The organism is Aminobacter sp. NyZ550 (assembly GCF_025628925.2).
Lineage (GTDB): Bacteria > Pseudomonadota > Alphaproteobacteria > Rhizobiales > Rhizobiaceae > Aminobacter > Aminobacter ciceronei.
The window spans coordinates 278,341-301,223 of sequence record NZ_CP114190.1 but is presented as its reverse complement, the minus strand read 5'-3'; the positions used below and the strand labels follow the sequence as shown (position 1 = coordinate 301,223).

26 protein-coding genes and 1 pseudogene are annotated in these 22,883 nt (G+C 61.4%); 18 read left to right on the top strand and 9 right to left on the bottom strand.

Going from position 1 to position 22,883, the window contains the following annotated elements; translation table 11 throughout:
- Positions 1-263: 263 nt before the first annotated feature.
- The 8 genes from N7E70_RS01535 to N7E70_RS01500 all read left to right on the top strand — a co-directional run bounded on the left by N7E70_RS01535 (position 264) and on the right by N7E70_RS01500 (position 8,189).
- The gene (locus N7E70_RS01535; RefSeq protein WP_263005359.1) at positions 264-1,502 is read left to right on the top strand and encodes an ABC transporter substrate-binding protein; all 1,239 of its coding nucleotides are present in this window, start codon (positions 264-266) and stop codon (positions 1,500-1,502) included.
- Between the two features lie 126 nt (positions 1,503-1,628).
- Complete coding sequence (locus N7E70_RS01530) at positions 1,629-2,531, top strand: carbohydrate ABC transporter permease (protein WP_154384542.1); 903 nt, start codon at positions 1,629-1,631, stop codon at positions 2,529-2,531.
- A gap of 43 nt (positions 2,532-2,574) precedes the next feature.
- Positions 2,575-3,477, top strand: coding sequence for a carbohydrate ABC transporter permease (locus N7E70_RS01525; RefSeq protein ID WP_263005457.1), 903 nt, complete (start codon positions 2,575-2,577; stop codon positions 3,475-3,477).
- Between the two features lie 4 nt (positions 3,478-3,481).
- Complete coding sequence (locus N7E70_RS01520) at positions 3,482-4,561, top strand: ABC transporter ATP-binding protein (RefSeq protein WP_154384543.1); 1,080 nt, start codon at positions 3,482-3,484, stop codon at positions 4,559-4,561.
- Positions 4,562-4,590: 29 nt separating this feature from the next.
- Positions 4,591-5,334, top strand: a complete 744-nt coding sequence (locus N7E70_RS01515) for a sugar phosphate isomerase/epimerase family protein (protein WP_154384544.1) — start codon at positions 4,591-4,593, stop codon at positions 5,332-5,334.
- Positions 5,335-5,346: 12 nt separating this feature from the next.
- Positions 5,347-6,489 carry a Gfo/Idh/MocA family protein gene (locus N7E70_RS01510; RefSeq protein WP_263005358.1) on the top strand — a complete coding sequence of 381 codons (1,143 nt, stop codon included), beginning with the start codon at positions 5,347-5,349 and terminating at the stop codon, positions 6,487-6,489.
- 57 nt (positions 6,490-6,546) lie between these two features.
- Complete coding sequence (mgrA, locus tag N7E70_RS01505) at positions 6,547-7,599, top strand: L-glyceraldehyde 3-phosphate reductase (protein WP_263005357.1); 1,053 nt, start codon at positions 6,547-6,549, stop codon at positions 7,597-7,599.
- A 176-nt stretch (positions 7,600-7,775) separates the two neighbouring features.
- On the top strand, positions 7,776-8,189 hold the full coding sequence (locus N7E70_RS01500) for a Fur family transcriptional regulator (protein ID WP_115733516.1): 414 nt from the start codon (positions 7,776-7,778) through the stop codon (positions 8,187-8,189).
- A 6-nt stretch (positions 8,190-8,195) separates the two neighbouring features.
- Here N7E70_RS01500 and N7E70_RS01495 read toward each other — a convergent pair whose 3' ends face one another.
- The 4 genes from N7E70_RS01495 to N7E70_RS01480 form a co-directional block, all read right to left on the bottom strand.
- On the bottom strand, positions 8,196-8,825 hold the full coding sequence (locus N7E70_RS01495) for a LysE family translocator (protein WP_263005356.1): 630 nt from the start codon (positions 8,823-8,825) through the stop codon (positions 8,196-8,198).
- Between the two features lies 1 nt (position 8,826).
- A complete protein-coding gene (gene polA, locus N7E70_RS01490) occupies positions 8,827-11,808 on the bottom strand; it encodes a DNA polymerase I (protein ID WP_263005355.1) in 2,982 nt (993 codons plus the stop codon).
- Between the two features lie 177 nt (positions 11,809-11,985).
- On the bottom strand, positions 11,986-12,417 hold the full coding sequence (locus N7E70_RS01485; protein ID WP_185910227.1) for a GNAT family N-acetyltransferase: 432 nt from the start codon (positions 12,415-12,417) through the stop codon (positions 11,986-11,988).
- Between the two features lie 165 nt (positions 12,418-12,582).
- Positions 12,583-12,969 (bottom strand): winged helix-turn-helix transcriptional regulator, encoded by a 387-nt coding sequence (locus N7E70_RS01480; protein WP_154384549.1) that lies wholly within the window; start codon positions 12,967-12,969, stop codon positions 12,583-12,585.
- Between the two features lie 171 nt (positions 12,970-13,140).
- On the opposite strand from N7E70_RS01480, the gene gstA reads away from it, so the two are divergent.
- The 9 genes and pseudogenes from gstA (at position 13,141) to N7E70_RS01430 (ending at position 18,238) form a co-directional block, all read left to right on the top strand.
- Positions 13,141-13,746, top strand: a complete 606-nt coding sequence (gene gstA, locus N7E70_RS01475; protein ID WP_154384550.1) for a glutathione transferase GstA — start codon at positions 13,141-13,143, stop codon at positions 13,744-13,746.
- Positions 13,629-14,131: pseudogene (locus tag N7E70_RS30880) on the top strand (nuclear transport factor 2 family protein). The gene gstA and the pseudogene N7E70_RS30880 overlap by 118 nt, the downstream one beginning before the upstream one ends.
- Positions 14,132-14,158: 27 nt before the next feature.
- Complete coding sequence (locus N7E70_RS01460) at positions 14,159-14,368, top strand: tautomerase family protein (RefSeq protein WP_154384551.1); 210 nt, start codon at positions 14,159-14,161, stop codon at positions 14,366-14,368.
- Positions 14,369-14,713: 345 nt separating this feature from the next.
- A complete protein-coding gene (locus N7E70_RS01455) occupies positions 14,714-16,102 on the top strand; it encodes a M20/M25/M40 family metallo-hydrolase (RefSeq protein ID WP_263005354.1) in 1,389 nt (462 codons plus the stop codon).
- A 76-nt stretch (positions 16,103-16,178) separates the two neighbouring features.
- Entirely contained in the window at positions 16,179-16,796 is a 618-nt protein-coding gene (locus tag N7E70_RS01450; RefSeq protein ID WP_192319133.1) for a ribonuclease D, read from the top strand.
- A gap of 143 nt (positions 16,797-16,939) precedes the next feature.
- Positions 16,940-17,239 (top strand): hypothetical protein, encoded by a 300-nt coding sequence (locus N7E70_RS01445; protein ID WP_067954928.1) that lies wholly within the window; start codon positions 16,940-16,942, stop codon positions 17,237-17,239.
- 84 nt (positions 17,240-17,323) lie between these two features.
- The gene (locus N7E70_RS01440; RefSeq protein ID WP_067954926.1) at positions 17,324-17,575 is read left to right on the top strand and encodes a hypothetical protein; all 252 of its coding nucleotides are present in this window, start codon (positions 17,324-17,326) and stop codon (positions 17,573-17,575) included.
- A gap of 36 nt (positions 17,576-17,611) precedes the next feature.
- Complete coding sequence (locus N7E70_RS01435; protein ID WP_154384555.1) at positions 17,612-17,812, top strand: hypothetical protein; 201 nt, start codon at positions 17,612-17,614, stop codon at positions 17,810-17,812.
- Positions 17,813-18,016: 204 nt separating this feature from the next.
- The gene (locus N7E70_RS01430; RefSeq protein WP_067954921.1) at positions 18,017-18,238 is read left to right on the top strand and encodes a hypothetical protein; all 222 of its coding nucleotides are present in this window, start codon (positions 18,017-18,019) and stop codon (positions 18,236-18,238) included.
- Positions 18,239-18,547: 309 nt separating this feature from the next.
- On the opposite strand, the gene N7E70_RS01425 is transcribed toward N7E70_RS01430, so the two are convergent.
- Complete coding sequence (locus N7E70_RS01425; RefSeq protein WP_263005353.1) at positions 18,548-19,483, bottom strand: RES family NAD+ phosphorylase; 936 nt, start codon at positions 19,481-19,483, stop codon at positions 18,548-18,550.
- A 373-nt stretch (positions 19,484-19,856) separates the two neighbouring features.
- Between N7E70_RS01425 and N7E70_RS01420 the strand changes: the two genes are divergently transcribed.
- Positions 19,857-20,120 (top strand): hypothetical protein, encoded by a 264-nt coding sequence (locus tag N7E70_RS01420; RefSeq protein WP_263005456.1) that lies wholly within the window; start codon positions 19,857-19,859, stop codon positions 20,118-20,120.
- A 45-nt stretch (positions 20,121-20,165) separates the two neighbouring features.
- On the opposite strand, the gene N7E70_RS01415 is transcribed toward N7E70_RS01420, so the two are convergent.
- The 4 genes from N7E70_RS01415 to N7E70_RS01400 all read right to left on the bottom strand — a co-directional run bounded on the left by N7E70_RS01415 (position 20,166) and on the right by N7E70_RS01400 (position 22,795).
- Positions 20,166-20,507, bottom strand: a complete 342-nt coding sequence (locus N7E70_RS01415; RefSeq protein WP_263005352.1) for a DUF1515 domain-containing protein — start codon at positions 20,505-20,507, stop codon at positions 20,166-20,168.
- 17 nt (positions 20,508-20,524) lie between these two features.
- A complete protein-coding gene (locus N7E70_RS01410) occupies positions 20,525-20,797 on the bottom strand; it encodes a hypothetical protein (protein WP_263005351.1) in 273 nt (90 codons plus the stop codon).
- Between the two features lie 210 nt (positions 20,798-21,007).
- Positions 21,008-21,220, bottom strand: coding sequence for a hypothetical protein (locus tag N7E70_RS01405; RefSeq protein WP_269441438.1), 213 nt, complete (start codon positions 21,218-21,220; stop codon positions 21,008-21,010).
- A gap of 12 nt (positions 21,221-21,232) precedes the next feature.
- Positions 21,233-22,795, bottom strand: coding sequence for an anti-phage dCTP deaminase (locus N7E70_RS01400; protein WP_263005350.1), 1,563 nt, complete (start codon positions 22,793-22,795; stop codon positions 21,233-21,235).
- Positions 22,796-22,883: the final 88 nt, after the last annotated feature.

The following is a 22,883-nucleotide window of genomic DNA, read 5'->3' as shown; positions in this document are numbered from 1 at the left end:
CCGATTCACGGTGTTTTTGGAGAGCCCCACGGTCGCCGGCTCAGGCGTGACCGTGCGCTGCAAAATGGCTGTCGACTGTTGATTCATCTGCATGATTTGCTTGGAAATGCTGCGTTGCGGCGCGACTTGCCCGCGCAAACAGGGCTGCTGCTTCTCCTGGCTTTAGTTCGGCTCGCGAAGAAAATATCGCACACCCATTGCAGCGACCAAAAACTTCGCCTAACGTCCGCACCTGTAACGTTTCAGATTCAGGGAGGAGTACGATGCGTTATAGGCTGACGACAGCTGCATTCGCAGCAAGCGTCGTGTTTGGGGCTGCAGGTTCAGCCTCCGCGACCGATCTCGAAGTGACGCACTGGTGGACCTCCGGCGGCGAGGCGGCGGCAGTTGCCGAACTCGCCAAGGCCTTCGATGCCACCGGCAACAAATGGGTCGACGGCGCCATCGCCGGTTCCGGTGACATCGCTCGCCCGATCATGATCGGGCGCATCACCGGCGGCGATCCGATGGGCGCAACCCAGTTCAATCATGGCCGCCAGGCGGAAGAGCTCGTCCAGGCTGGATTGATGCGCGATTTCACCGAACTGGCACAGAAGGAGGGCTGGACAAAGTTCATCCACCCCAAGAGCCTGCTCGACGGCTGCACGCTGGACGGCAAGATCTACTGCGTGCCGGTCAACATCCATTCGCAGCAGTGGCTGTGGCTGTCCAACAAGGCCTTTGCCGACGCCGGCGTGGCGGTACCGAAGAACTGGGACGAGTTCGTCGCAGCGGCGCCGGCGCTGGAAAAGGCGGGCATCGTACCGCTCGCCATCGGCCAGCAGCCCTGGCAGACGACGCTCGCCTTCCAGGTCATCCTCGTCGCACTTGCCGGTCCGGAAACGTTCCAGAAAGTGTTTGGCGACAAGGACGCGACTTTGGCTGCCGGCGCCGAAATGGCCAAGGTCTTCGCCGCCGCCGACCAGGCGCGCCAGATGTCGGCCAGGTCCAACGTCCAGGAGTGGAACCAGGCGACAAGCATGGTCATCAACGGCAAGGCCGGCGGACAGATCATGGGCGACTGGGCTCAGGGCGAGTTCCAGGTCGCTGGCCAGGTTGCCGGCAAGGATTACACCTGCCTGCCCGGCCTCGGCGTCAACGAGATCATCTCGACCGGCGGCGATGCCTTCTACTTCCCCAAGCAGACCGATCCTGAAAAGGCCAAGGCACAGGAGGCGCTTGCCTCGGTGATGCTGTCGCCGGCGACCCAGGTTGCCTTCAACCTCAAAAAGGGCTCGCTGCCGGTGCGCGGCGACGTCGACCTGAACGCCGCTAATGACTGCATGAAGAAGGGGCTCGAGATTCTCGCCAAGGGCAACATCATCCCGGCGCCCGACCAGTTGATGTCGGCCGATGGCGTGACCCAGGTCAACGACCTGTTCGTCGAGTTCTTCGCCAACAAGGAGCTTTCGGCAGCGGACGCGCAGAAGCGCTTTGCCGAAATCATCGCCGCTGCGGACTAGGGCAGGGCATCCGGGCTTCCCGACCCGGTTCCTGCCTGAGATGCTGCAGTCCTGTCAGCGGCGTTCTGCCGGCCCCGACATGTCGGGACCGGCAGATTGGCTGACGATCCGGATGGGTGCCGACCGATGACCCCGACGTATCAGGGCCGACCATTCAGCTTGTTTCGCAACCTGAATGCCAAGATCGCCTCGATCCCGATGATCCTGACCGCGCTGGTCATTTTCGTCGGCGGCACGGCGTGGACGGTGTTTTATTCCTTTACCAACTCCAAACTGCTGCCCCGCGCCAGCTTCGTCGGCTTCGACCAGTACGAGCGACTGTGGGCGACGCCGCGCTGGCTGGTGGCGGTCGAGAACCTCGCCATCTACGGCGTTTGCACGCTGGTCTTTTCACTGGTCATCGGCTTTGTGCTGGCTGCCCTGATGGACCAGAAGATCCGTTTCGAGAACACCTTCCGCACCATCTTTCTCTACCCTTTCGCGCTGTCCTTCATCGTCACCGGGCTGGCGTGGCAGTGGATCCTCAATCCAAATTTCGGCATCCAGCAGGTGGTTCGCAATCTCGGCTGGGAAAGCTTCACCTTCGACCCGCTCTACAATGCCGACATCGTCATCTACGGCATTCTGATCGCCGGGCTGTGGCAGGGCACGGGGCTGATCATGTGTCTGATGCTGGCAGGCCTGCGCGGCATCGACGGCGACATCTGGAAGGCGGCGCGCGTCGACGGCATCCCGACCTGGAAGACCTATGTCTTCATCGTCATCCCGATGATGCGGCCGGTGCTTGTCACCACGTTGGTGATCATCGCCAGCGGCATCGTCAAGGTCTACGACCTCGTTGTCGCCCAGACCAGCGGCGGCCCCGGCATCGCTTCCGAAGTGCCGGCCAAATACGTCTACAACTACATGTTTCTGGCGCAGAATCTGGGGCAGGGCTTCGCCGCCTCGACAATGATGCTGCTGTCGGTCGTCATCGTCATCGTGCCCTGGGCCTATCTCGAATTCGCCAGGAGGCGCCGCCATGGCTGAGCAGCTTCTGCGCGCCGCCCCCGAACTTGCCGTGGCAAGCGCCATGCCCGCCCGCGCAAGCGCGCTGTCGGGACCGCGTGGCCCCAGGCCGCGCCGCCGCTTCTCCCGCCGCAACATCTTCATCTACGGCACGCTGGCGCTTGTCGCCGTCTACTACCTGCTGCCGCTCTATGTGATGGTGGTGACGTCACTGAAGGGCATGCCCGAGATACGGCTCGGCAACATCTTCTCGCCGCCGGTCGAGATCACCTTCGAGCCGTGGGTCAAGGCCTGGTCGACGGCCTGCACCGGGCTCAACTGCGACGGGCTGTCGCGCGGCTTCTGGAACTCGGTGATGATCACCGTGCCGTCGGTGTTCCTGTCGATATCAATCGCCTCGATCAATGGCTACGCGCTGGCCAATTGGCGCTTCAAGGGCGCCGAGGTGTTTTTCACCGTGCTCGTCGTCGGCGCCTTCATTCCCTACCAGGTGATGCTCTATCCTGTAGTCATCGTGCTGCGCGAGATCGGCCTCTATGGCTCGCTGTGGGGCCTGGTGCTGGTGCACACCATCTTCGGCATGCCGATCCTGACGCTGTTGTTCCGCAACTATTTCGCCTCGCTGCCGGAGGAGCTGTTCAAGGCGGCTCGTGTCGACGGTGCCGGCTTCTGGACGATCTATCTAAGGATCATGCTGCCGATGTCGTTGCCGATCTTCGTCGTGGCGATCATCCTGCAGGTCACCGGCATCTGGAACGATTTCCTGTTCGGCATCGTCTACACCAAGCCCGACACCTATCCGATGACGGTCCAGCTCAACAACATCGTCAACGCCGTACAGGGCGTGAAGGAGTACAACGTCAACATGGCAGCCACCCTTCTGACCGGACTGGTCCCGCTCGTCATCTACTTCATTTCAGGCAAGCTTTTCGTCCGCGGCATCGCCGCCGGCGCGGTGAAGGGGTGAGGCGATGACGAGTGTCCAGGTCCGGGACGTTTCGCTCAGCTTCGGCGCTTATGATGTGCTCAAGGAGCTAAACCTCGACGTGCCCGAGGGCGAGTTCCTGGTGTTGCTCGGTCCCTCCGGCTGCGGCAAGTCCACGCTGCTCAACTGCATAGCCGGCCTGCTCGACGTGTCCGAAGGGCAGATCTTCATCAAGGGCAAGAACGTCACCTGGGAGGAGCCCAAGGATCGCGGCATCGGCATGGTGTTCCAGTCCTATGCGCTCTATCCGCAGATGACGGTGGAGGGAAACCTGTCCTTCGGCCTGAAGACGGCAGGCATGGCGAAGGACGAGATCGCAAGGCGTATCGCCCGCGCAGCCGAGATCCTGCAGATCGAGCCGCTGCTCCAGCGCAAGCCGGCGGCGCTGTCGGGCGGGCAGCGCCAGCGCGTGGCGATCGGCCGGGCGCTGGTACGTGATGTCGACGTGTTCCTGTTCGATGAGCCACTGTCCAATCTCGACGCCAAACTGCGCTCGGAGCTGCGCGTCGAAATCAAGCGGCTGCACCAGAAACTCGCCAACACCATGATCTACGTCACCCACGACCAGATCGAGGCGATGACGCTGGCCGACCGCATCGCCGTCATGAAGGGCGGCGTGATCCAGCAGCTCGACGCGCCGCAGGTGATCTACAACAAACCGGTCAATCGCTTCGTCGCCGGCTTCCTCGGCTCGCCCGGCATGAACTTTCTCGACGGCGAGGTTGAGGGCGATGCGCCGACATTCGTCGCGACAGACACAAAGATACCGCTCGGCCGCTACGGATTTGGCGACGCGGCTAAGCCCGGCAAGGCGGTGTTCGGCGTGCGGCCGGAGCACATTGCCACGGGCGATGCCGCTGCTGCCATGCCCTTTCAAGTGGACGCCAGGGTCGAGCTGGTCGAACCGATGGGTTCGGACACGCTGGTCTGGACGAAGCTTGGCGGCCAGAGTTTCGCCTTCCGCGTCGAGGCCGAACGCCATCTGGCGTCGGGCGATCAGCTGCGCATCGGCTTCGATCCAGCGCGCGCCTCGCTGTTCGACGGCCAGAGCGGCAGCCGCATGTGAAATCCCCTCCCAAACAAACGGACAGAACCATGGACTGGTCATTCCAACTCTACAGCGCCCGCAACTTTCAACCCTGGCAGAATGTGCTCAAGACGCTCGGCGCCCTCGGTTACGCCCAAGTCGAGGGCTTTGGCGCCGTCTACGAAGAGCCCGCGGCGTTCCGCGCCGAGCTCGACAAGAACGGTCTGGCCATGCCGAGCGGCCATTTCGGCATCGACCTTCTGGAGCAGGATTTCGCCAAGGCGGCAGGCATCGCCAGGACGCTCGGCATGAAGCTGATCGCCTGCCCGTGGCTCGAGCCGGCGGAACGGCCTACCGACGCGGATGGCTGGCGGGCATTCGGCAGGCGTCTTGCTGCCATTGGCGCAAAGGCCAAAGAAGCAGGTTTCGACTTTGCCTGGCATAACCATGACTTCGAGTTCGTGCCGGTTGGCGGCGTGGTGCCACAACGCGTGATCCTGGAGGCCGCCCCTGAGGTCGGCTGGGAAATGGACGTCGCCTGGGTGATCCGCGGCGGATCCGACCCGCTGCACTGGATCGAGGAGTTCGGCCCGCGCATCCTGGCTGTCCACGTCAAGGACATCGCGCCTCAAGGCTTGGCGACGGATGAGGACGGCTGGTCCGACGTCGGACACGGCACGGTCGACTGGGCGGGGCTGGTGACGGCTTTGCGCAAGAACACGCCGGCGAAGTATTTTGTCATGGAACACGACAACCCGGCCGATTTCGAGCGCTTCGCAAGCCGCTCGATCGCAGCCGCCAAGACCTTCTAGGGGGAACAGCATATGGCAAGGAAACTCGGCGTCGGGGTGATCGGCTGCGGTAACATCTCGAAGACCTACTTCAAGCATGCGCCTGAATTCAAAGGCATCGAGATGCGTGCCTGCGCCGACATCAACATGGATGCGGCCAAGGCACAGGCGAAGGAATTCAAGCTGCGCGACGAGACGGTCGAAGGGCTTTTGGCATCTGACGACATCGACATCGTCGTCAATCTGACCATTCCGGCGGTGCACTACGAGGTGTCGAGGCAGGCAATCGAAGCCGGCAAGCACGTCTATTCGGAAAAGCCATTCGTGCTGGCCATCAAGGACGGGCTCGACCTCAAGAAGCGCGCCGACAAGAAGGGCGTGCGCATCGGCTCGGCGCCCGACACCTTCCTCGGCGGCTCACATCAACTGGCGCGGCACTTGATCGACACCGGCAAGCTCGGCAGGATCACCTCGGGCACCTGCCACGTGATGAGCCATGGCATGGAGCACTGGCATCCCAACCCCGACTTCTTCTTCCAGCCGGGCGGCGGGCCGATCCTCGATCTCGGACCGTATTACATCGCCAATCTGGTCCAGTTGATCGGGCCGGTTGCCCGCGTGGCTGCACTGTCGTCGATCCCGGCGAAGGAGCGAACCATCTTGTCGAAGCCACGCGCTGGCGAGAAGATTCCGGTGACGACACCGACGACGATCCTTGCGCTGATGGAGTTCGAGAACGGCGCTGTCTTTACCTTCAATGCCAGCTGGGATGTCTGGAACAGCGGCCACGCGCCGATGGAGCTTTATGGCGAGCAGGGCACCATCCACATGCCGGACCCCAATTTCTTCGGCGGTGATCTCAGCTACACCAGGGGCGAAAAGCCTGTGAAGACGCTGCCGAAATGGGACCACCCCTTCTCGGTTGCCAACGAGAAGCATCCGCACGGCATGATGGCCAATTACCGCACGGCGGGTCTCGCCGACATGGCGCTGGCAATCATGCAGGGCAGGCCGCATCGCTGTTCGCTGGAACTCGCCAACCACGTCATCGACATCATGACCGGTATCCTCAAGTCAGGCGAGACGAAGAAGTTCGTCGAGATGCAGACGACCTGCGAGCGGCCCGCACCGCTCGGCCCGGCTGCTGCAAGGGGGCTGCTGGCACCGTCGAAATAGGCTAAGACAGGGGAACGGCCTATCGGCCGATTCCCCTTTCCATTCGAGGACAGCATCATGACCTGGCAGCCGGCTGCGAACCGTTACGAAAACATGGTCTACAATCGCTGCGGCAAGTCGGGGCTCAAGCTGCCGGCGATCTCGCTCGGCCTGTGGCACAATTTCGGCGAGGACACGCCGCACAAGACCAAGCGCGCCATCTGCCAGAAGGCTTTCGACCTCGGCATCACCCACTTCGACCTTGCCAACAATTATGGCCCGCCGCCCGGCTCGGCCGAGACCGCCTTCGGCGACATCCTGCGCACCGACTTTGCCGGTCTCCGCGATGAGATGATCATTTCGACCAAGGCCGGTTACGACATGTGGCCCGGTCCCTACGGCGAGTGGGGCAGCCGCAAATATGTGCTGGCGAGTCTCGACCAGAGCCTGAAGCGCATGGGCCTCGACTATGTCGACATCTTCTATTCGCACCGCTTCGACCCGGACACCCCGCTCGAAGAGACGATGGGTGCGCTCGACCATGCCGTGCGCTCCGGCAAGGCGCTTTATGCCGGCATCTCCTCATACAATGCCCAGCGCACCCGCGAGGCGGCCGACATCCTGCGCCAGCTCGGTACGCCCTGCCTGATCCACCAGCCGAGCTATTCGCTGATCAACCGCTGGGTCGAGGATGACGGCCTGCTCGACGCGCTCGACGGGTTGGGCATCGGCTCGATCGTGTTCTCGCCGCTGGCACAGGGCATGCTGACCGGCAAATATCTCGGCGGCGTGCCGGAAGGCAGCCGCGCATCGCAGGGCAAGTCGCTGCGCCCGGCCTTCCTCAACGACAAGAACCTCGCCAACATCCGTGCGCTGAACGGTATTGCCGAACGCCGCGGCCAGACGCTGGCGCAGATGGCGCTGGCCTGGGTGCTGCGTGGCGGCCGCGTCACTTCGGCACTGATCGGCGCCAGCCGTCCCGAGCAGGTCGAGGACTGTGTCGGCGCGCTGAAGAACGCAATCTTCACCGATGCGGAACTGGCCGAGATCGACACCTATGCCCGCGAGGCCGACATCAACCTGTGGGCCCGCTCGTCCGAGCGCGAAGGGCCGGCGCGGCAGAAGAAATAAGCTGGTGCTCTGAAGGTTCGAAACATGCAGGCGGCGGGCGTTCCCGCCGTTTGCTTTTGGGGCAGATTGTCTTTGCCGGCCGGACGCGCTAGCAAAACCCGTGTCCAGTCGCCATCTTAGGCGGTGGATTGTTCCGTCCGGGCATCGGCCCGGCCGAGGAAGGTGAAAGCGGAAAGATGGCGGCGCGGGTTACGCTGACGAAGAACCAGCAGAAGGTTCTGGAGAAACTCGAAGTGGCGACCGGACCGCTCAGCGCCTACACGCTGCTCGACCAGTTGCGCGACGAGGGTTTTCGCGCGCCACTGCAGGTCTATCGCGCCCTTGAAGCGCTTATGAAGGACGGGTTCGTCCATCGCCTCGAAAGCCTGAATGCCTTCGTCGCCTGCTCCGAGCCGCACGACCATAGCCATCACAACCACCGCATGACGGCCTTTGCCATCTGCGACACCTGTGGCCAGGTGACCGAGATCTCGGACGAGACGATCGGCAAGCAGCTCGATCACTGGGTTGGATCGACCGGCTTCGTCGCCAAGAAGGCAGTCATCGAGTTCCGCGGTACCTGCGCCAAATGTGCTGCGATCGCCGCCTGAACCAGCTTAGCGTGCCGTCGCAAACGCGAACCAGACGGCCACGGCCGCCAGCAGCGCCGACAGGAACTTTCGCGCGACCTTCTCAATCCGTGGGTTGTTGAGCAAGGGCTCGAGCGTCCCTGCCAGTGCCACGATCAATGCATGGATGATGGTCGCGACCGCGACATAGATGGCGGTCAGCGTGAGCGTCTGCGACAGCACCGGCTTGTCGGCGATGATGAAGGTCGGCAGCACAGCGACATAGAACACCGCCGCTTTCGGGTTCAGAAGGTTGGTTACCAGCCCGCGGGTGAAATAGCGCCGGTCGGCATCGTTGCCTTCGGATACCACGTCGCCCAGACCGCGCCAGCCTTCATAGGCGAGAAAGAGCAGGAACAATACGCCGGCCCAGCGCAGACCCTCGTAGAGCAGGTGCGATGACTGGATCAATTCGGTGACGCCAAGTGCCGCGACCACGCCGATGGTGGCGAGACCGAGCGCGATACCGGCCACCGTGGCGAAGCCGGCGCGGCGGCCTTCGCCAGCCGACACCAGTGCCAGATAGGTCATGTTTGGCCCCGGTGTCAGCTCGATGATGACAGAGGTCAGGGAAAAGGAAAGCAGCGTCGGCAGGTCAGATGCCGCCGCGAACTCCATCTCAGTGCGCTTCGTCCCAGCTGTCGGCGGCGTTGGCGTCGACATGCAGCGGCACCGACATCGACGCGGCCGGCATGGCCGCGTTCTCCATCACGTGCCGAACTACAGGGATCGTCGCTGCGACCTCATTCTCGACAGTTTCGAAGATCAGTTCATCGTGCACCTGCAGCAGCATGCGCGCCGACAGCTTGGCCGCGATCAGTGCGTCGTCCATGCGGATCATCGCCCGGCGGATGATGTCGGCTGCGGTGCCTTGCAGGCGGGCGTTGATCGAGGCGCGTTCATTGAAGGCGCGTACCGACGGGTTCGACGAGCGGATTTCGGGATAGTGGATGCGGCGGCCGAAGATGGTCTCGACATAGCCGTTGTCACGGCAGAACGCCTTGGTCTCGTCCATATAGGCGCGGATGCCGGGGAAGCGCTCGAAATACTTCTTGATGTAGTCGGACGCTTCCTCGCGCGGGATCGACAGCTGATTGGCGAGGCCGAAGGCCGAGATGCCGTAGATGATGCCGAAGTTGATTGCCTTGGCGCGGCGGCGCACTTCCGACGGCATACCCTCGACCGGCACCGAGAACATTTCCGATGCCGTCATGGCATGGATGTCGACGCCGTCGGCGAAAGCCTGCTTGAGCTGGGCAATGTCGGCGACATGGGCAAGCACGCGCAGCTCGATCTGGCTGTAGTCGGCCGAGATCAGCTTGTTGCCCTTGTCGGCGATGAAGGCGGTGCGGATCTTGCGGCCTTCGGCGGTGCGGATCGGAATGTTCTGCAGGTTAGGATCCGACGACGACAGCCGGCCGGTGGTAGTGGCGGCCAGCGCGTAGGAGGTGTGGACGCGTTTGGTCTCGGGGTTGATGAAACCGGGCAGGGCGTCGGTATAGGTCGATTTCAGCTTGGTCAGCTGGCGCCAGTCAACGATCTTGCGCGGCAGCTCGTGGCCTTCGGCGGCGAGATCCTCGAGCACCTGCGCCGAGGTCGACCACTGGCCGGTCTTGGTCTTGGTGCCGCCGGGCAGGCCCATGCGGCCGAACAGGATGTCGCCGAGCTGCTTGGGCGATCCGATGTTGAAGCGCTCGCCGGCAAGCGTGTTGATCTCGTCTTCAAGCCGCGCGGCACCCTGGGCGAGCTCGCCCGACAGCCGCGACAGGATCTGCCTGTCGACCGAGATGCCGCGCTGCTCCATCTCGGCCAACACCGGCACCAGCGGGCGCTCCAGCCGCTCGTAGACCGAGGTCAGCCCCTTGGCGGCGAGGCGTGGCTTCAGCACGCGCCACAAGCGCAGTGTCACGTCGGCATCCTCGGCGGCATAGGCGGTCGCCTTGTCGATGTCGACCTGGTCGAAGCCGACGAAGTTCTTTCCCGAGCCGGCGATGTCCTTGAAGGCGATCGGCGTGTGGCCGAGCCATTTTTCCGACAGCGGGTCCATGCCGTGGCCGCCATTGGTGCCGCCGTCGAGCACGTAGGACAACAGCATCGTGTCGTCGAACGGACTGATGTCGACGCCGTGGCGGTTCATCACCACCAGGTCGTATTTCAGGTTCTGCGCGATCTTCAGCACCGAACCGTCTTCGAGTAGCGGCTTGAGGGTGGCTAGGGCGTCGCGCACCGGAATCTGGTTCTCGACCAGGCCACCGCCGAGCAGGTCGCCGCGTCCGCTCTTATGGGCGAGCGGCACATAGGCGGCGCGTCCCGGTGCGGTGGCGAAAGAAATGCCGACGAGCTCGGCCTGCATCGGATCGAGCGAGCTGGTCTCGGTGTCGAATGCCATGACGCCGGCCTCGGTCGCCTCGGCCACCCAGGCCTTCAGTGTCGCGAGGTCACGGATCGTGACATAGGCGGCGTGGTCGAATTTTTCCGAGACTGCGGCTGCAGCGATCTTGTTGGCGAGGTCGGTAGGCGTGTCGAGCGCGGTGCCGCCGTCGGCAGGGGCGGACGGGGGCACTGCGGCAGAGATGCTGCCGCCGTTCGCACGCGCGGCGGGACCTGCGGCGGGTGCCGCTGCAGGTGTTGCGCCCGCTCCGACGTCCGGTCCATGCGCGTCGGCGCCCCATTGCACTGATACCGGCACGGCCTCGATCTCGCCCGCCTCGGTGCCCGTGGCCTCCGCGACGCGGCGCGTCAGCGACGTGAATTCCATCGTCTTGAGGAAGCCGATCAGCTTCGGCCCGTTGGGCGGCTGCAGCACGAAATCTTCGAGCCCGTCGGTCACCGGCACATCGATCTTGAGCCGCACCAGCTCGCGCGAAATGCGCGCCTTTTCGGTGTTGTCGATGATCGACTGGCGGCGCTTGTCTTGCTTGATCTCGGAGGCGCGGGCGAGAAGCGTGTCGAGGTCGCCGAACTGTTCGAGCAATTGTGCTGCCGTCTTTGGGCCGATGCCGGGAACGCCCGGCACGTTGTCGACCGAGTCGCCGGTCAGCGCCTGCAGGTCGATCATCTTCTCCGGTGGCACGCCCCACTTCTCGATGACCTCGGGAATGTTGATCTGCCGATCCTTCATCGGGTCGTACATCGACACGCTGGGACCGACGAGCTGCATCAGGTCCTTGTCGGACGAGACGATGGTGGTGTCGCCGCCTGCCTCGCAGGCGAGCCTGGCGTAGGTTGCGATCAGGTCGTCGGCCTCGAAGCCCTCCATCTCGATGCAGGGCAGGTCGAAAGCTTTTGTCGCCTGGCGGATCAGGCCGAATTGCGGGATCAGGTCTTCTGGCGGCGCCGAGCGGTTGGCCTTGTATTCAGGATAGAGCTCGTTGCGGAAGGTCTTGGACGAATAGTCGAAGATGACGGCGAAATGGGTCGGCACCACGCCGGCTTCGGTGTTGCGCGCGTCGAGCATCAGCTTCCACAACATGTTGCAGAAACCGGACACCGCGCCGACCGGCAGGCCGTCTGACTTACGGGTCAGCGGCGGCAGCGCGTGATAGGCGCGGAAGATGTAGCCGGAGCCGTCGACTAGGAAGAGATGATCGCCTTTTTTCATGGCGATACGGGTAGCTTGGCACAGCGCGGCTGTCCATGGTCAAGCGGGCTTTGCCGCCGTCTACTGACAAGTCGTTGACACCATCTGTTGCGGGTCGTCACGTCGACACCGACAAGGTGGCGGCTGACGCGCTGCGACCGGCAACATTCAAGCGCCGGAGGGCGATCTTGGCGCCTCTTATTGCGGCGCAAAACGCTTTGAGACGGTCTCGGCGCTCTCGCTATAGTCGGTAAAGCCAATGCCTCCGTAATAAGCCTGGCCGCCGGTGTTTTCCTTGCGGATGGTTGCGTCGATGAAGCTGACACCCGCATTTTTCGCAGCTTCCACCGTGTTGGCGAACAACGCCCTTCCGGCGCCCCGCTTGTGCGCGTGCGGATCGACGAAGGTTGCAATGACGCCCCAGTCGGGGGGCAGCCGATCGCCCGGCCAGTCTGGGTCGGACCAGTCGAGCGACTGGAACCCCAGCACCTGCTCGCCCTCCAGCGCCACGAAGCAGCTGATTCCGAGTTTCGGCGAGATGAAGTAGTCGATGATGCGCTGGTCATCGAACTTCTCGCGATGCGCCGTGGTTCCGCCGATGTCGATGATTTCGTTCAGGATTCGGGCCATGGCGCTGGCGTCTTGAGGCAGGGCGGCTCGGACATGCACGGGCATGGACTGTTCATTCCGGAGTTGGATTGGCTGATTTGCCCAAGACTAGGCGGCCAGCATCCTTGTGCAAAGGGGCGCGGCCTCGGCAACTGACATTGGCCGCCAGCCCAGACCGTGTCCATGTCAGGAGGCTGGCATCGCCATGTCGTCGGACTGGCCATGGGCGGCCTGGCGCTGCTTGATCTTGTGCCCGATCGCCACGATAGCCGCGATCGCCGGCTGGAACTCGGTGCCGAGGTCGGTCAGCCCGTATTCCACCGAGGGCGGCGACGTCGGCATCACGCGGCGCCACAAAACGCCTTTGGCCTCGAGATCGCGCAGCCGTCCGGTCAGCACCTTTGCCGAAATAGCTGGGATGTCGTGGCGCAGCTCGCCGAAGCGGCGCGGGCCGGCGCTGAGGTACCAGATGATGTTGGGTGTCCAGGCGCCGCCGAGCAGCGACATGCATTCGCTGAGCGGACAGGCCTCGGGCGGCTCGGGAGCGCGGTTTCTGCGAAGTTTCAGCGCCATGGCTCGAGCACCTCAGTAATCGTCGGGTTACTGCGGCGAAACTGCCGTTACCGCCTGGATACCCGATAATGAAGATCACCTCAAGTTACCTGGTATCCAGAGGTAACGATTATCTGTTAGCCCTTCGCCTGCAAACATGACCTTAACGTTTCAGGCGCAAGGAAACCTCACTTGAAGCTCTATTACACACCCGGATTCTGCTCGCTTTCACCGCACATCGTGCTGCACGAACTGGGCGGGCAGTTCGACGTCGAGCGTGTCGACGTCGAGACCAAGACGACCGAAACTGGGGCGGATTTCCGCGCCATCAACCCCAAGGGCTATGTGCCGGCGCTTCGGCTCGGCGATGGCGAGGTGCTGACTGAGGGCGCAGCGATTGTCCAGTATCTCGCCGACAGCAACGGCGCGCGGCGCCTGGCGCCGGAGCCGGGCACGCTTGCCCGTGCGAGGCTGCAGGAGCAGCTGAACTTCATCGCATCCGAACTGCACAAGGCATTCGGGCCGCTGTTTCACGGAGCCACGGGCGAAGCCAAGGACGCGGCGGAAGCGAATGTCGGCAATCGCCTCGACCATATGGAAAGGCAGTTCGCCGATGGCCGTGCCTACCTGCTCGGCGACCATTTCTCGGTTGCCGATGCCTATCTGTTTGTCGTCGCCAGATGGACCGGCCCAACAGGGATCGGCCTTGCACGCTGGCCACGCCTGTCGGCCTTCGTCGAGCGCGTGCATCAGCGCCCGTCCGTCGTTGCCGCGATGGCCGCCGAGGGCCTGGCATGACCGCCGCCGACCACGCCACGGCCTATGCCGAAGTCGCCGATGCGCTCACGGATTATTTCGACGGGCTCTACTTCAGCGACACCAAGCGGCTGACGAGGATTTTCCACCAACAGGCGATCTACGCCTGCGCGACGGAAGGCGAGCTGCTGCGGCTGACCATGGACGAGTATTTCCCCATCGTCGACAAGCGGCCTCGCCGGCGACCCGGTCGGAGGTGCGCACTGATCGCATCGTGTCGATCGAGTTCGCCGGTCCGGTGACGGCCTTCGCCAAGCTCAACTGCGCCATCGGGCGCAAGCATTTCACCGACTTCCTGACGCTGGTGAAGCTCGATGGCCGCTGGCAGATCATGTCAAAGGTTTTTCACTTCGACCTGCAGTCCTAGTGAGCCGCCGGGAACGGGAGCAGAAGAATGCCCTACGTCAATATCAAGATTACCCGTGAAGGCGTGACGCCGGAGCAGAAAGCCGCCTTGATCAAGGGCACAACCGATCTTCTCGTCGACGTTCTCGACAAGGATCCGACGACGACGTTCGTGGTAATAAATGAAGTCGATTTGGAGGATTGGGGCGTCGGCGGAATGCCTGTCGAACAGTACCGTCGCGCGCGCGGCAAGGGCTGAGCAGGGCTGCGGTCCGATCACGCGCATGTTACAAAAGTGTAATCTTCGTGCCCTTGAATCGCCACGTTCAAAGGAACAAATGTAGGGCATCGGCAGTTTTTGCCGAAGTCCGGTCTCAGGCCCGTCCCCCGCCTATCCGGACCCTGCGGCAGCCTCATCCCCCTCTCCGGGCTGCCGCACCGTTTAAGAATGTGCCGCCGTGGCTCCCCCCTCCACCACGGCGGCACTTTTTTGTCCGCTTGCCAGAGAGCTTTCGCAGCGTTGACCGCTGGCCCAATCCTGCCGCCTTTTCGTTTTCACATCGGCCCACTAGGTTGCGCGCCAGAAGAATCGAAAGGCACCCCAATGTCCGTTGTCGCACCCGTTCTCGATCGCCTCGACAAGAATCTCGACCAGAGCCTGGAGCGCCTGTTCGAGCTGCTCCGCCTCAAGTCGATCTCCACCGACCCGGCCTTTGCTGGCGACTGCCGCAAGGCCGCCGAATGGCTGGTCGCCGACCTCAAGACCATCGGCTTCGACGCCAGCGTGCGCGACACACCAGGTCATCCGATGGTGGTCGCCCACCACGACGGCCCCGCCGGCTCGCCGCATGTACTGTTCTACGGCCACTACGACGTGCAGCCGGTCGACCCACTTAACCTCTGGGAAGACGATCCCTTCGATCCCAAGATCAAGGAGATCGCCGGCGGCATCAAGGTCATCACCGGCCGCGGCTCGTCCGACGACAAGGGACAGCTGATGCTGTTCGTCGAGGCCTGCCGCGCCTGGAAGGAAGTGCATGGCGGCCTGCCATGCAGGATTACGCTGCTGTTCGAGGGTGAGGAGGAGTCCGGTTCGCCGTCGCTGAAGCCATTCCTCGAGGCCAATGCCGAGGAGTTGAAGGCCGATTTCGCCATGGTCTGCGACACTGGCATGTGGGACCGCCAGACGCCCGCCATCTGCGTCGGCCTGCGCGGCCTCGTCGGTGAGGAGGTGATCGTCAAGGCCGCCGACCGCGACCTGCATTCGGGTGAATATGGCGGTGCCGCCGCCAATCCGGTGCGCATCCTGTCCAAGGTGCTGGCAGCCATCCATGACGACAATGGCAGCGTCACCATTCCCGGCTTCTATGACGGCGTCGAGGAGACGCCCTCGCAGGTGCTGAAGTCGTGGGAAACGCTCGGCGAGACGGCGGAAAACTTCCTCGGCGAGATCGGTCTGTCGATCCCTTCGGGCGAGAAGGGCCGGTCGATCCTCGAGCTGGTCTGGGCCCGCCCGACCGCCGAGTTCAACGGCATATCAGGCGGCTACACCGGCAAGGGCTTCAAGACCGTCATCGCCGCCGAAGCGTCGGCCAAGGTGTCGTTCCGCCTCGTGCACAAGCAGAACCCCGACAAGATCCGTGCCGCCTTCCGCGACTTCGTGAAGGCGCGCATTCCGGCCGATTGCAGCGTCGAGTTCCACGAGCATGGCGCCGGGCCGGCAATCCAGCTGTCCTACGACTCGCCGTTCCTGGCAAAGGCCAAGGATGCGCTGTCGGACGAGTGGCCCAAGCCGGCCGTAATGCTCGCCATGGGTGGCTCGATCCCGATCGTCGGCGACTTCCAGAGCTTCCTTGGCATGGAGTCTTTGCTTGTCGGTTTCGCTTTGCCTGACGACCGCATCCACTCGCCGAACGAGAAATACGATCTGGCCTCGTTCCACAAGGGCCAGCGCTCCTGGGCGCGTATTCTCGAGGCGCTGACGCGCAAGTGAGCCAGAAACCGAGGTTTCTATTGATTTTTCCTCCGATCGCGGCAACTGAGTTGCCAAGCCGCGATCGGAGACACGCATGACCATCCGCTTTCACAAGCACGACCTTCCCGACCTCCAGCACTACGACGTCGATGCCGTTGCCATCGACACCGAGACGCTGGGGCTGAACCCGCATCGCGACCGCCTTTGCGTCGTCCAGATTTCGCCGGGCGATGGCACCGCCGACGTCATCCAGATCGCGCCGGGCCAGAAGAAGGCGCCGAACCTCACCGCGCTTCTGAAGAACCGCAAGGTGACCAAGCTGTTCCATTTCGGCCGCTTCGACATCGCCGTGCTCTACAACGCCTTCGGCGTGATGGCGGAGCCGGTGTTCTGCACCAAGATCGCCTCGCGCCTGGTCCGTACCTATACCGACCGCCACGGCCTGAAGGACATTTGCAACGAGCTTTTGGGCGTGTCGCTGTCCAAGCAGCAGCAGTCGTCGGACTGGGCGGCAGAGACGCTATCGCCGGAGCAGCTCGAATACGCCGCCTCCGATGTGCTCTACCTGCACCGGCTGCGCGACGTGCTCGCCGCTAGGCTGGAGCGCGATGGCCGCAGCAGGGAAGCCGAGGCCTGCTTCCGCTTCCTGCCCACCCGCGCCAAGCTCGACCTGATGGGCTGGGACGAAGAAGACATCTTCGCCCATAGCTGAGTTCTAAGGTCCTGATATGGTGAAGCTCCAGCCTGGTGGTCGTTGCAGGCGGCCGGGCTGGCGAATTGCCTGTGATGCTCCTCGAGGGAACAACAGCCTGCCTGAGCCGTTTGGATGCGTACCAGATGAAAGGACGCATCCGAATGGCTTCCACCCGTGAAGAAATCCAGGCCGACCTCGAAGAACAGGTTTCCCAGCTGACCAAGCAGGTCGCTTCGCTGACCAAGGCGATGTCCAAGCGCGGCTCCGCAGCCCTTGCCGACAGCCGTGAAAGCGCTTCAGAGCTTTACGAAGGTTTGTACGACCGCTTCACCGATGCCTTGCCGGCGATGCGCAAGCAGGCGCGCGTGGCGCAGAAAACCGCCCAGGACAATCCGATGACGACGGCGCTAGTCGGTGTCGCGGTCTTCGGCCTTGTCGCTGCCCTGCTCAGCCGTCGCTGACTTTTGCCGCCGCGTGGCTTTACCGGGCCGCGCGGTCGTCTATCGTTGGCCAGCAATCCGCCAGCAGCAATCCGAGAGACCCAGATGAGCGCCAAACTGCCGATCGCTTCCGCACCTACCGATGGCTCCAAGGTTACGGTCTACTGGACCGACCGCGACGGCCAGGAAAATGAATCGGTTGCGCAGTACCGGTCGCTGGACCGCCTGAAGGCATCAGGCGGGCAATGGGACGACAGCGACACCGGCTGGTGGGCCTATGTCGACAGCGACACCCAGAAACGCATCAGCCCGCACTCCTGGGCCAAATCAGGCGGCAGCGACGAAGACGACGAATAGGCGTATGATCGGTTTTGCCAGCCAGGGAGCTTAGCCATGGCCGAAAAAACCGATCGCAAGGAACATGAGTTCATGGTGGCGGCCGTGGAGGCTGCCAAGGACGACACGCTGGACGGCGTCGCCGTGACGCTCGTCGATGCCCGCGGCGGCCGTGTCCGCCTGCACATGGCCACAGACATCGCCGAGATGCTGCGCGAGCGGGTCTCGGCTGCCCTCAACAAGACGACCGGACCATAGAAGCGGCAGCCACTGCCGCCGACCTCCAAGCTGCTTCCGATGCAGGTCCAACGCCACGTTGGGGGTCATCATCTTGGCGCCGACGCCCTGTCCTGCTACCGATTAGAGGCAGCGTAAAAAATCTCAAATCTCTTTTGAACCATTTCGCCCTTGGCTGCGACCCAGTCTCGTGAGGTGGGAAAATTCATTTCAAAGGAGAGAACCATGAGTGTATTCCGCAACATCATTCTGGCCGTCGTCGCCGCTTCGGCGGTGACCGCGTGCCAGTCGACAGAGATCCGCCGCTGCGAATGGAAGCCGAAGGATCCGCGTTATCTGCAGAGCAGCAATTGCTGCGATAAGAACGATCCCTCGAGCCCCTGCTACAAGGGCAGCGACCGCCCCGACAAGCCGAACGATCCGCGTCCTGACCCGATCCCGCAGTGACATGGACCGACCGCCAAACCGCCGCCCGCAAGGACGGCGGTTTTGCTGTTTCGGTCACCCCTATCCACAGCGCGGCCGTTGCGCCTTGCCCACAGGGCGGCAGCTCCGGTTGTTTAAGGCCTCCTTATCACTAAGTGATTGATTTTGTTCGGAGGCGTTACCCGTTTCCACACATAAGTTGGTGCCCAGAAGAGGCGTTTCGGTCGCGAGGCTGCCTAAAAAAGTATAGCAAATTCAACGAAGTTGGCTTTGGATTGTTGCCCGAAATGTTGCCCGAATTCTTGCGCGTCGGGCACGTCGCCACCCTCGCTATTCGCCCTTCCACTCGCTCAAGCTTTTCAACTTGTCACGGGCGAACACCTCCATTTCGGCCGCGCCGACTCCAACTCCAGGCGGACCCCAACTTATCGAACCATCTGCAGCGATCGAGGTCGATTTCCTTATCGCCTTCACCCGGTACAGTGCTTTGCTTGTTTCGGGGTGATGTATGACGTGATCAATCACGAACTCCCACGCCTCTGCGGGGACAAAAAGGCGATCCGCAAGCGATGGCGGTATGCAAACGTTGGTTCCGTTGTGCGCCGTCGCGACGCTTGGATAGCTTATGGCGTCCAGCGGAGCGCGAAACAGTAAGTTCGCTAGCGCGACCGTTGGCTTATACATCTCGCTCCGTTCGGGCGGGACGAGTTGGGTAATCGCATCGGTTAACCAGCGATCCACGAGTTCGTATTTCTTGTAGTCGCCAGGACCTAGCTTGTCCCGCAAGGCAGCGTCCGCGCCCGCTATTCGGCGCCGCAGCGCATCGGTGTCAGTCGAAAGAGATTGCGTGACACCGAGGAAAGGCCCCCGCATCGAGACGGGGATGCTGTCAAGCGTCCGGGCCAACAAGACGGTATGCAACTGCCCGACTTCGGGGCGCATTTCAAACATTGCAGTGTGAGGGGTGTTCGCCGCGTAGAAGGCCGGTTTGCCTTCCTCATTCAGGCGCCCCATTCTTGCCACTGAAGCCGGCGGATACCACAGCTCTCTCGCATGATTGAAGCTTTGGCCAGGCAAGCGGAGCCGCGCCCTGTAGAGTCCTGTCAGTTCCCACCTATAGGAACGCAGCGGAATTTGATCTAAAATCAGCGAAATGCGCTGTTGGACTTGCCCCACGGTCAACGAGGCTAAGTCTGATCTTCGCAACCGAGCCAGCCTTGCCCGCAGGTCGTGGATCGAAACGCTGATTGTTTCTTTCTTACCCAATGCTACGCCCCCGATGCCAACCCTCCAGAGGCACGCCCCGAGCCGGCCGCAGATGGATACGAAAACGATACGCGGACCTCATCCGAGCCGCAACGTGGGCAGCGCAAACGGATAGCCAGGCGGGCGAGGGGAAAGTTCAGGCCGCGCGTTGCGATCAACGTCGGCATATCGAGGGCGAGCCGGTAGTTGCACTCGCGGCCGCGCTGCATGCCCTTGGTATACGGGCCAAACGCGCAATACATGCTGACTTGCACCGAGTGCGCACATGCTGCCCTAACGTCTCGATCTCCATGAGAACGAAATAGGAACAAATCCCTTGCGCGGTCAAGCGGTGGCGCTATTATGCGACATCAAAATCTTGGGACCTGACGTCATGGCAGAGTGCATAACGCCACAACAGAAGATGCCGAAACTTATCGTCGTCGCCGCGTTCGATCGCGACGAGGAGGGCGAGTTGCAGGCCACGTTCGGGCCTGCAGAACAGCAAAGCGAGGAGCGGGCGAAGCGAACGGCGCAGGCGCTCGCGAGCAAGCATGCCGGCGTCATCGCATGGAGCCGCGATGCCAATCCGGCAATCGGAGAATATGGCGAGCCGACTACGCTATTTCTGGCTGGAACAGTCCCCGACATGGAATGAAGCCCCGCCACCTTTCGGCAGCGGGGCGAGGATTATCGCCGGGCGCTACGGCGGCGGGCGGCCGGTTAGCCAGGTGTAGAGGCCAAGCAACCAACCTGCGCCGCCCACAATCCCTATGCCAGCCTTGAGCAACCATCGGCCGGCAGTCCCCGCGCCTTGCGCTTGTATGCGCAGGTTGACGACATCATCGGTCACGGCCTGCATATTTGCCTGGCTATGCTTGACCGCGATGAGGTCGGCCTCAACGCGCGTTAGACGGTGGACGAACTCGTCGAGCCGACGGTGTACGCCCGCGCGACTTTCGTCGGCTCGGTCCATGCGGTCAAGGATAGCCTCAAGCTGTCCCTCCATGCGGCCGAGCAACAGGTCAGTGCTTCTTTCGCTCACCCCCAACTACCCTAGCTCTATGCGCCGAACGGCTTCTTGGCGGCGAAGCGCCCATAGAGCGCCCATGCCGCGCCGACGAGGATCGTAACCGGGGCAACGTAGAGCGTGGGCGCGTCGGGTATGCCGTTCGTCCACAGCTCGGCGATCAGGGCCATCGCCCCAAGGATCGAGGCAAGCGAACCTTGGGCGACGCGAGATTGATAGGCCGGCTCGCTGTTGGTGGAATGCTGTTCGCGTGCTTCAAGTTCACGGCGGACGGTTTCCGCAACCACCTCGCGAACAGCCGGCACGTCAGTCGGCTCAAGCGAGATTTTCGGACGGTTTATGACCGCGCTGTTCTGGCGGCGGCAGATAGGTTTGCGGAGGCCCGTTTGAAACGAAGGGACACAAACACGAGCAAGTAAGGAGCTTAGTCAAGATGAACAAGCGTCTCACTGTTTGGGTAAGACTGCCTACACATCTAAACGCGGCGTGCGATTACTGCCGCGTCTCTTGAAGGGTCAAGTCCGCTTGCTAACGGGAACTGCAAAAATTCCCGACCGAGCCACCCGATCAACCGCCGCTTTTCTCACGGCAATCGTGAGAGAATCCGTGAAAACAACGATGTTGTTAGGTACAACCCCGCTATTGTTAATCGACTCGCACCTGCTCTCATTCCAAATCTGGTCGAAGGCGAGTTGATCTTGGTTCTGACCGCTATCACGTTTGGACATGGCGCTACTCCTCTATCCGACGAGCGTCTGCTCCTTATCTGTCAGATCGGCGATTACCTTAGACTCGTATTCGGCTGGGGAATCAAGTGCCATCCTGAACACAGGAATCGCTGACTTGTGGTCCACTGAAATGACCTTTCCATCACGTTTTCGATCATTTTTTTGTTGGAAAAGGCGGAGGTAATTGCGGGGAGCAACGCCATCGAATTGTCTGAAAACGACCTTTGTTTTGTCATTTGGGTTTTCTGACACTGAGTCCGCATGCAGGGCTGTGGCAAGACTTTTCCGATATGGTTGTATGTAAACCACGCTTCGTATACCTGCAGCGACAATGTGGCGGGCGCAGTTATGGCAAGGGTATGTGTTCGTATAAAGAGTTGATCCGACAAGAGAGTGCTTGCCTTCTCTGGCTACCGCGAGAATTGCATCCATCTCTGCGTGGATTGAACGAGAAAATTCAATTAAGTCGTCAACAGCCGTTCCAGAAAGCAGCTTTGCCACGTCGGTGCGCTTTGCATCTTTACGTATGAAACCAGACGACATGATGCGATCAATAATTCCGTCGACTATTGACGTTCTTCGTGTTTCATTGTGGCAAATTCTTTGAGCCCATTTGAAGCAGCGGTGGTCGTTATCTTCCATTCTCTTGTTGTCCGAACTCCAAGTCGACTGGTCGTCTTCGCTGTATAGGCTGCCCCCATATTTTGGGACGTCGTTCCATCCAACTGAAATTAGCTCCCCGCTGTTTGAAACGATGGCCGCGCCTACCTGTCGAGACATGCAGCCGGAATTTGATGCGGCAGATGTCGCCTCGTACATTGCCGATTCTGCTCGGGTGGGAGTTCTGATGCTGGTGTTGAAGATGATATCCAGTAGCCGATCAACTCGAGATTGTAGTTCTTCTTTCTTTTGGTCATTGCAAAGGAAGAAATCAGCCTCAACGAATATCTTTCGAGTTTTTTGGCCAAACGTAGCAACCTCATTCTGGTCGCGGTTAATTATTTTATTTACTTCCGCTTCATCAACTCCATCGTTGATCAACCGAAGCTTTCGGATATCATCGGGAGCAAAGACGCCAAACACACAAAGTGTTTCACCATATATGGTTCTCAATAAATCTAATTCTTCAGTATTCTTTAAAGAATCAATAATATAGGCCCTCCTACCAGGCATCAGAAGTTCGCCCCGGTATCCGCCGACCTTCCGGCGATGCTTTACAATCTGCTCAACAGATTTTTCTGCAAGATAGTCACCGCCGAACCTTGCCCGAAGGTCATTTCCAGCGTCCTGCATTTCACCAATGTAATCACTCAATTTCCGTGAACTGTCGACCTTCACCTTAACACGGTGAGCCTCAGCTTTGATGATAGTGCTCGGTTTGATGATCTCAGGAACGTCGTACTGAAATTTCTGCGTTAGAATGTCTTTTAGATACCGCGCAGTTGTAGACACACCTGATGCGACAGGGCCGACGAGTGCTATTACCAATTCCTGCGAAAGCCTGTCACTTATGGAGTTCGCAACGCGGTCGCCGTCCTTATTGTCATTGCTGAGAATTGTTGCAGCTTGACCCATATTCGTCGTCCCCCCATTTCCCCACGCCATCCTATCATGAACCAATTTGCGCTCGAAATTCGAAGTATCTGGTTAACAATATTCTTGT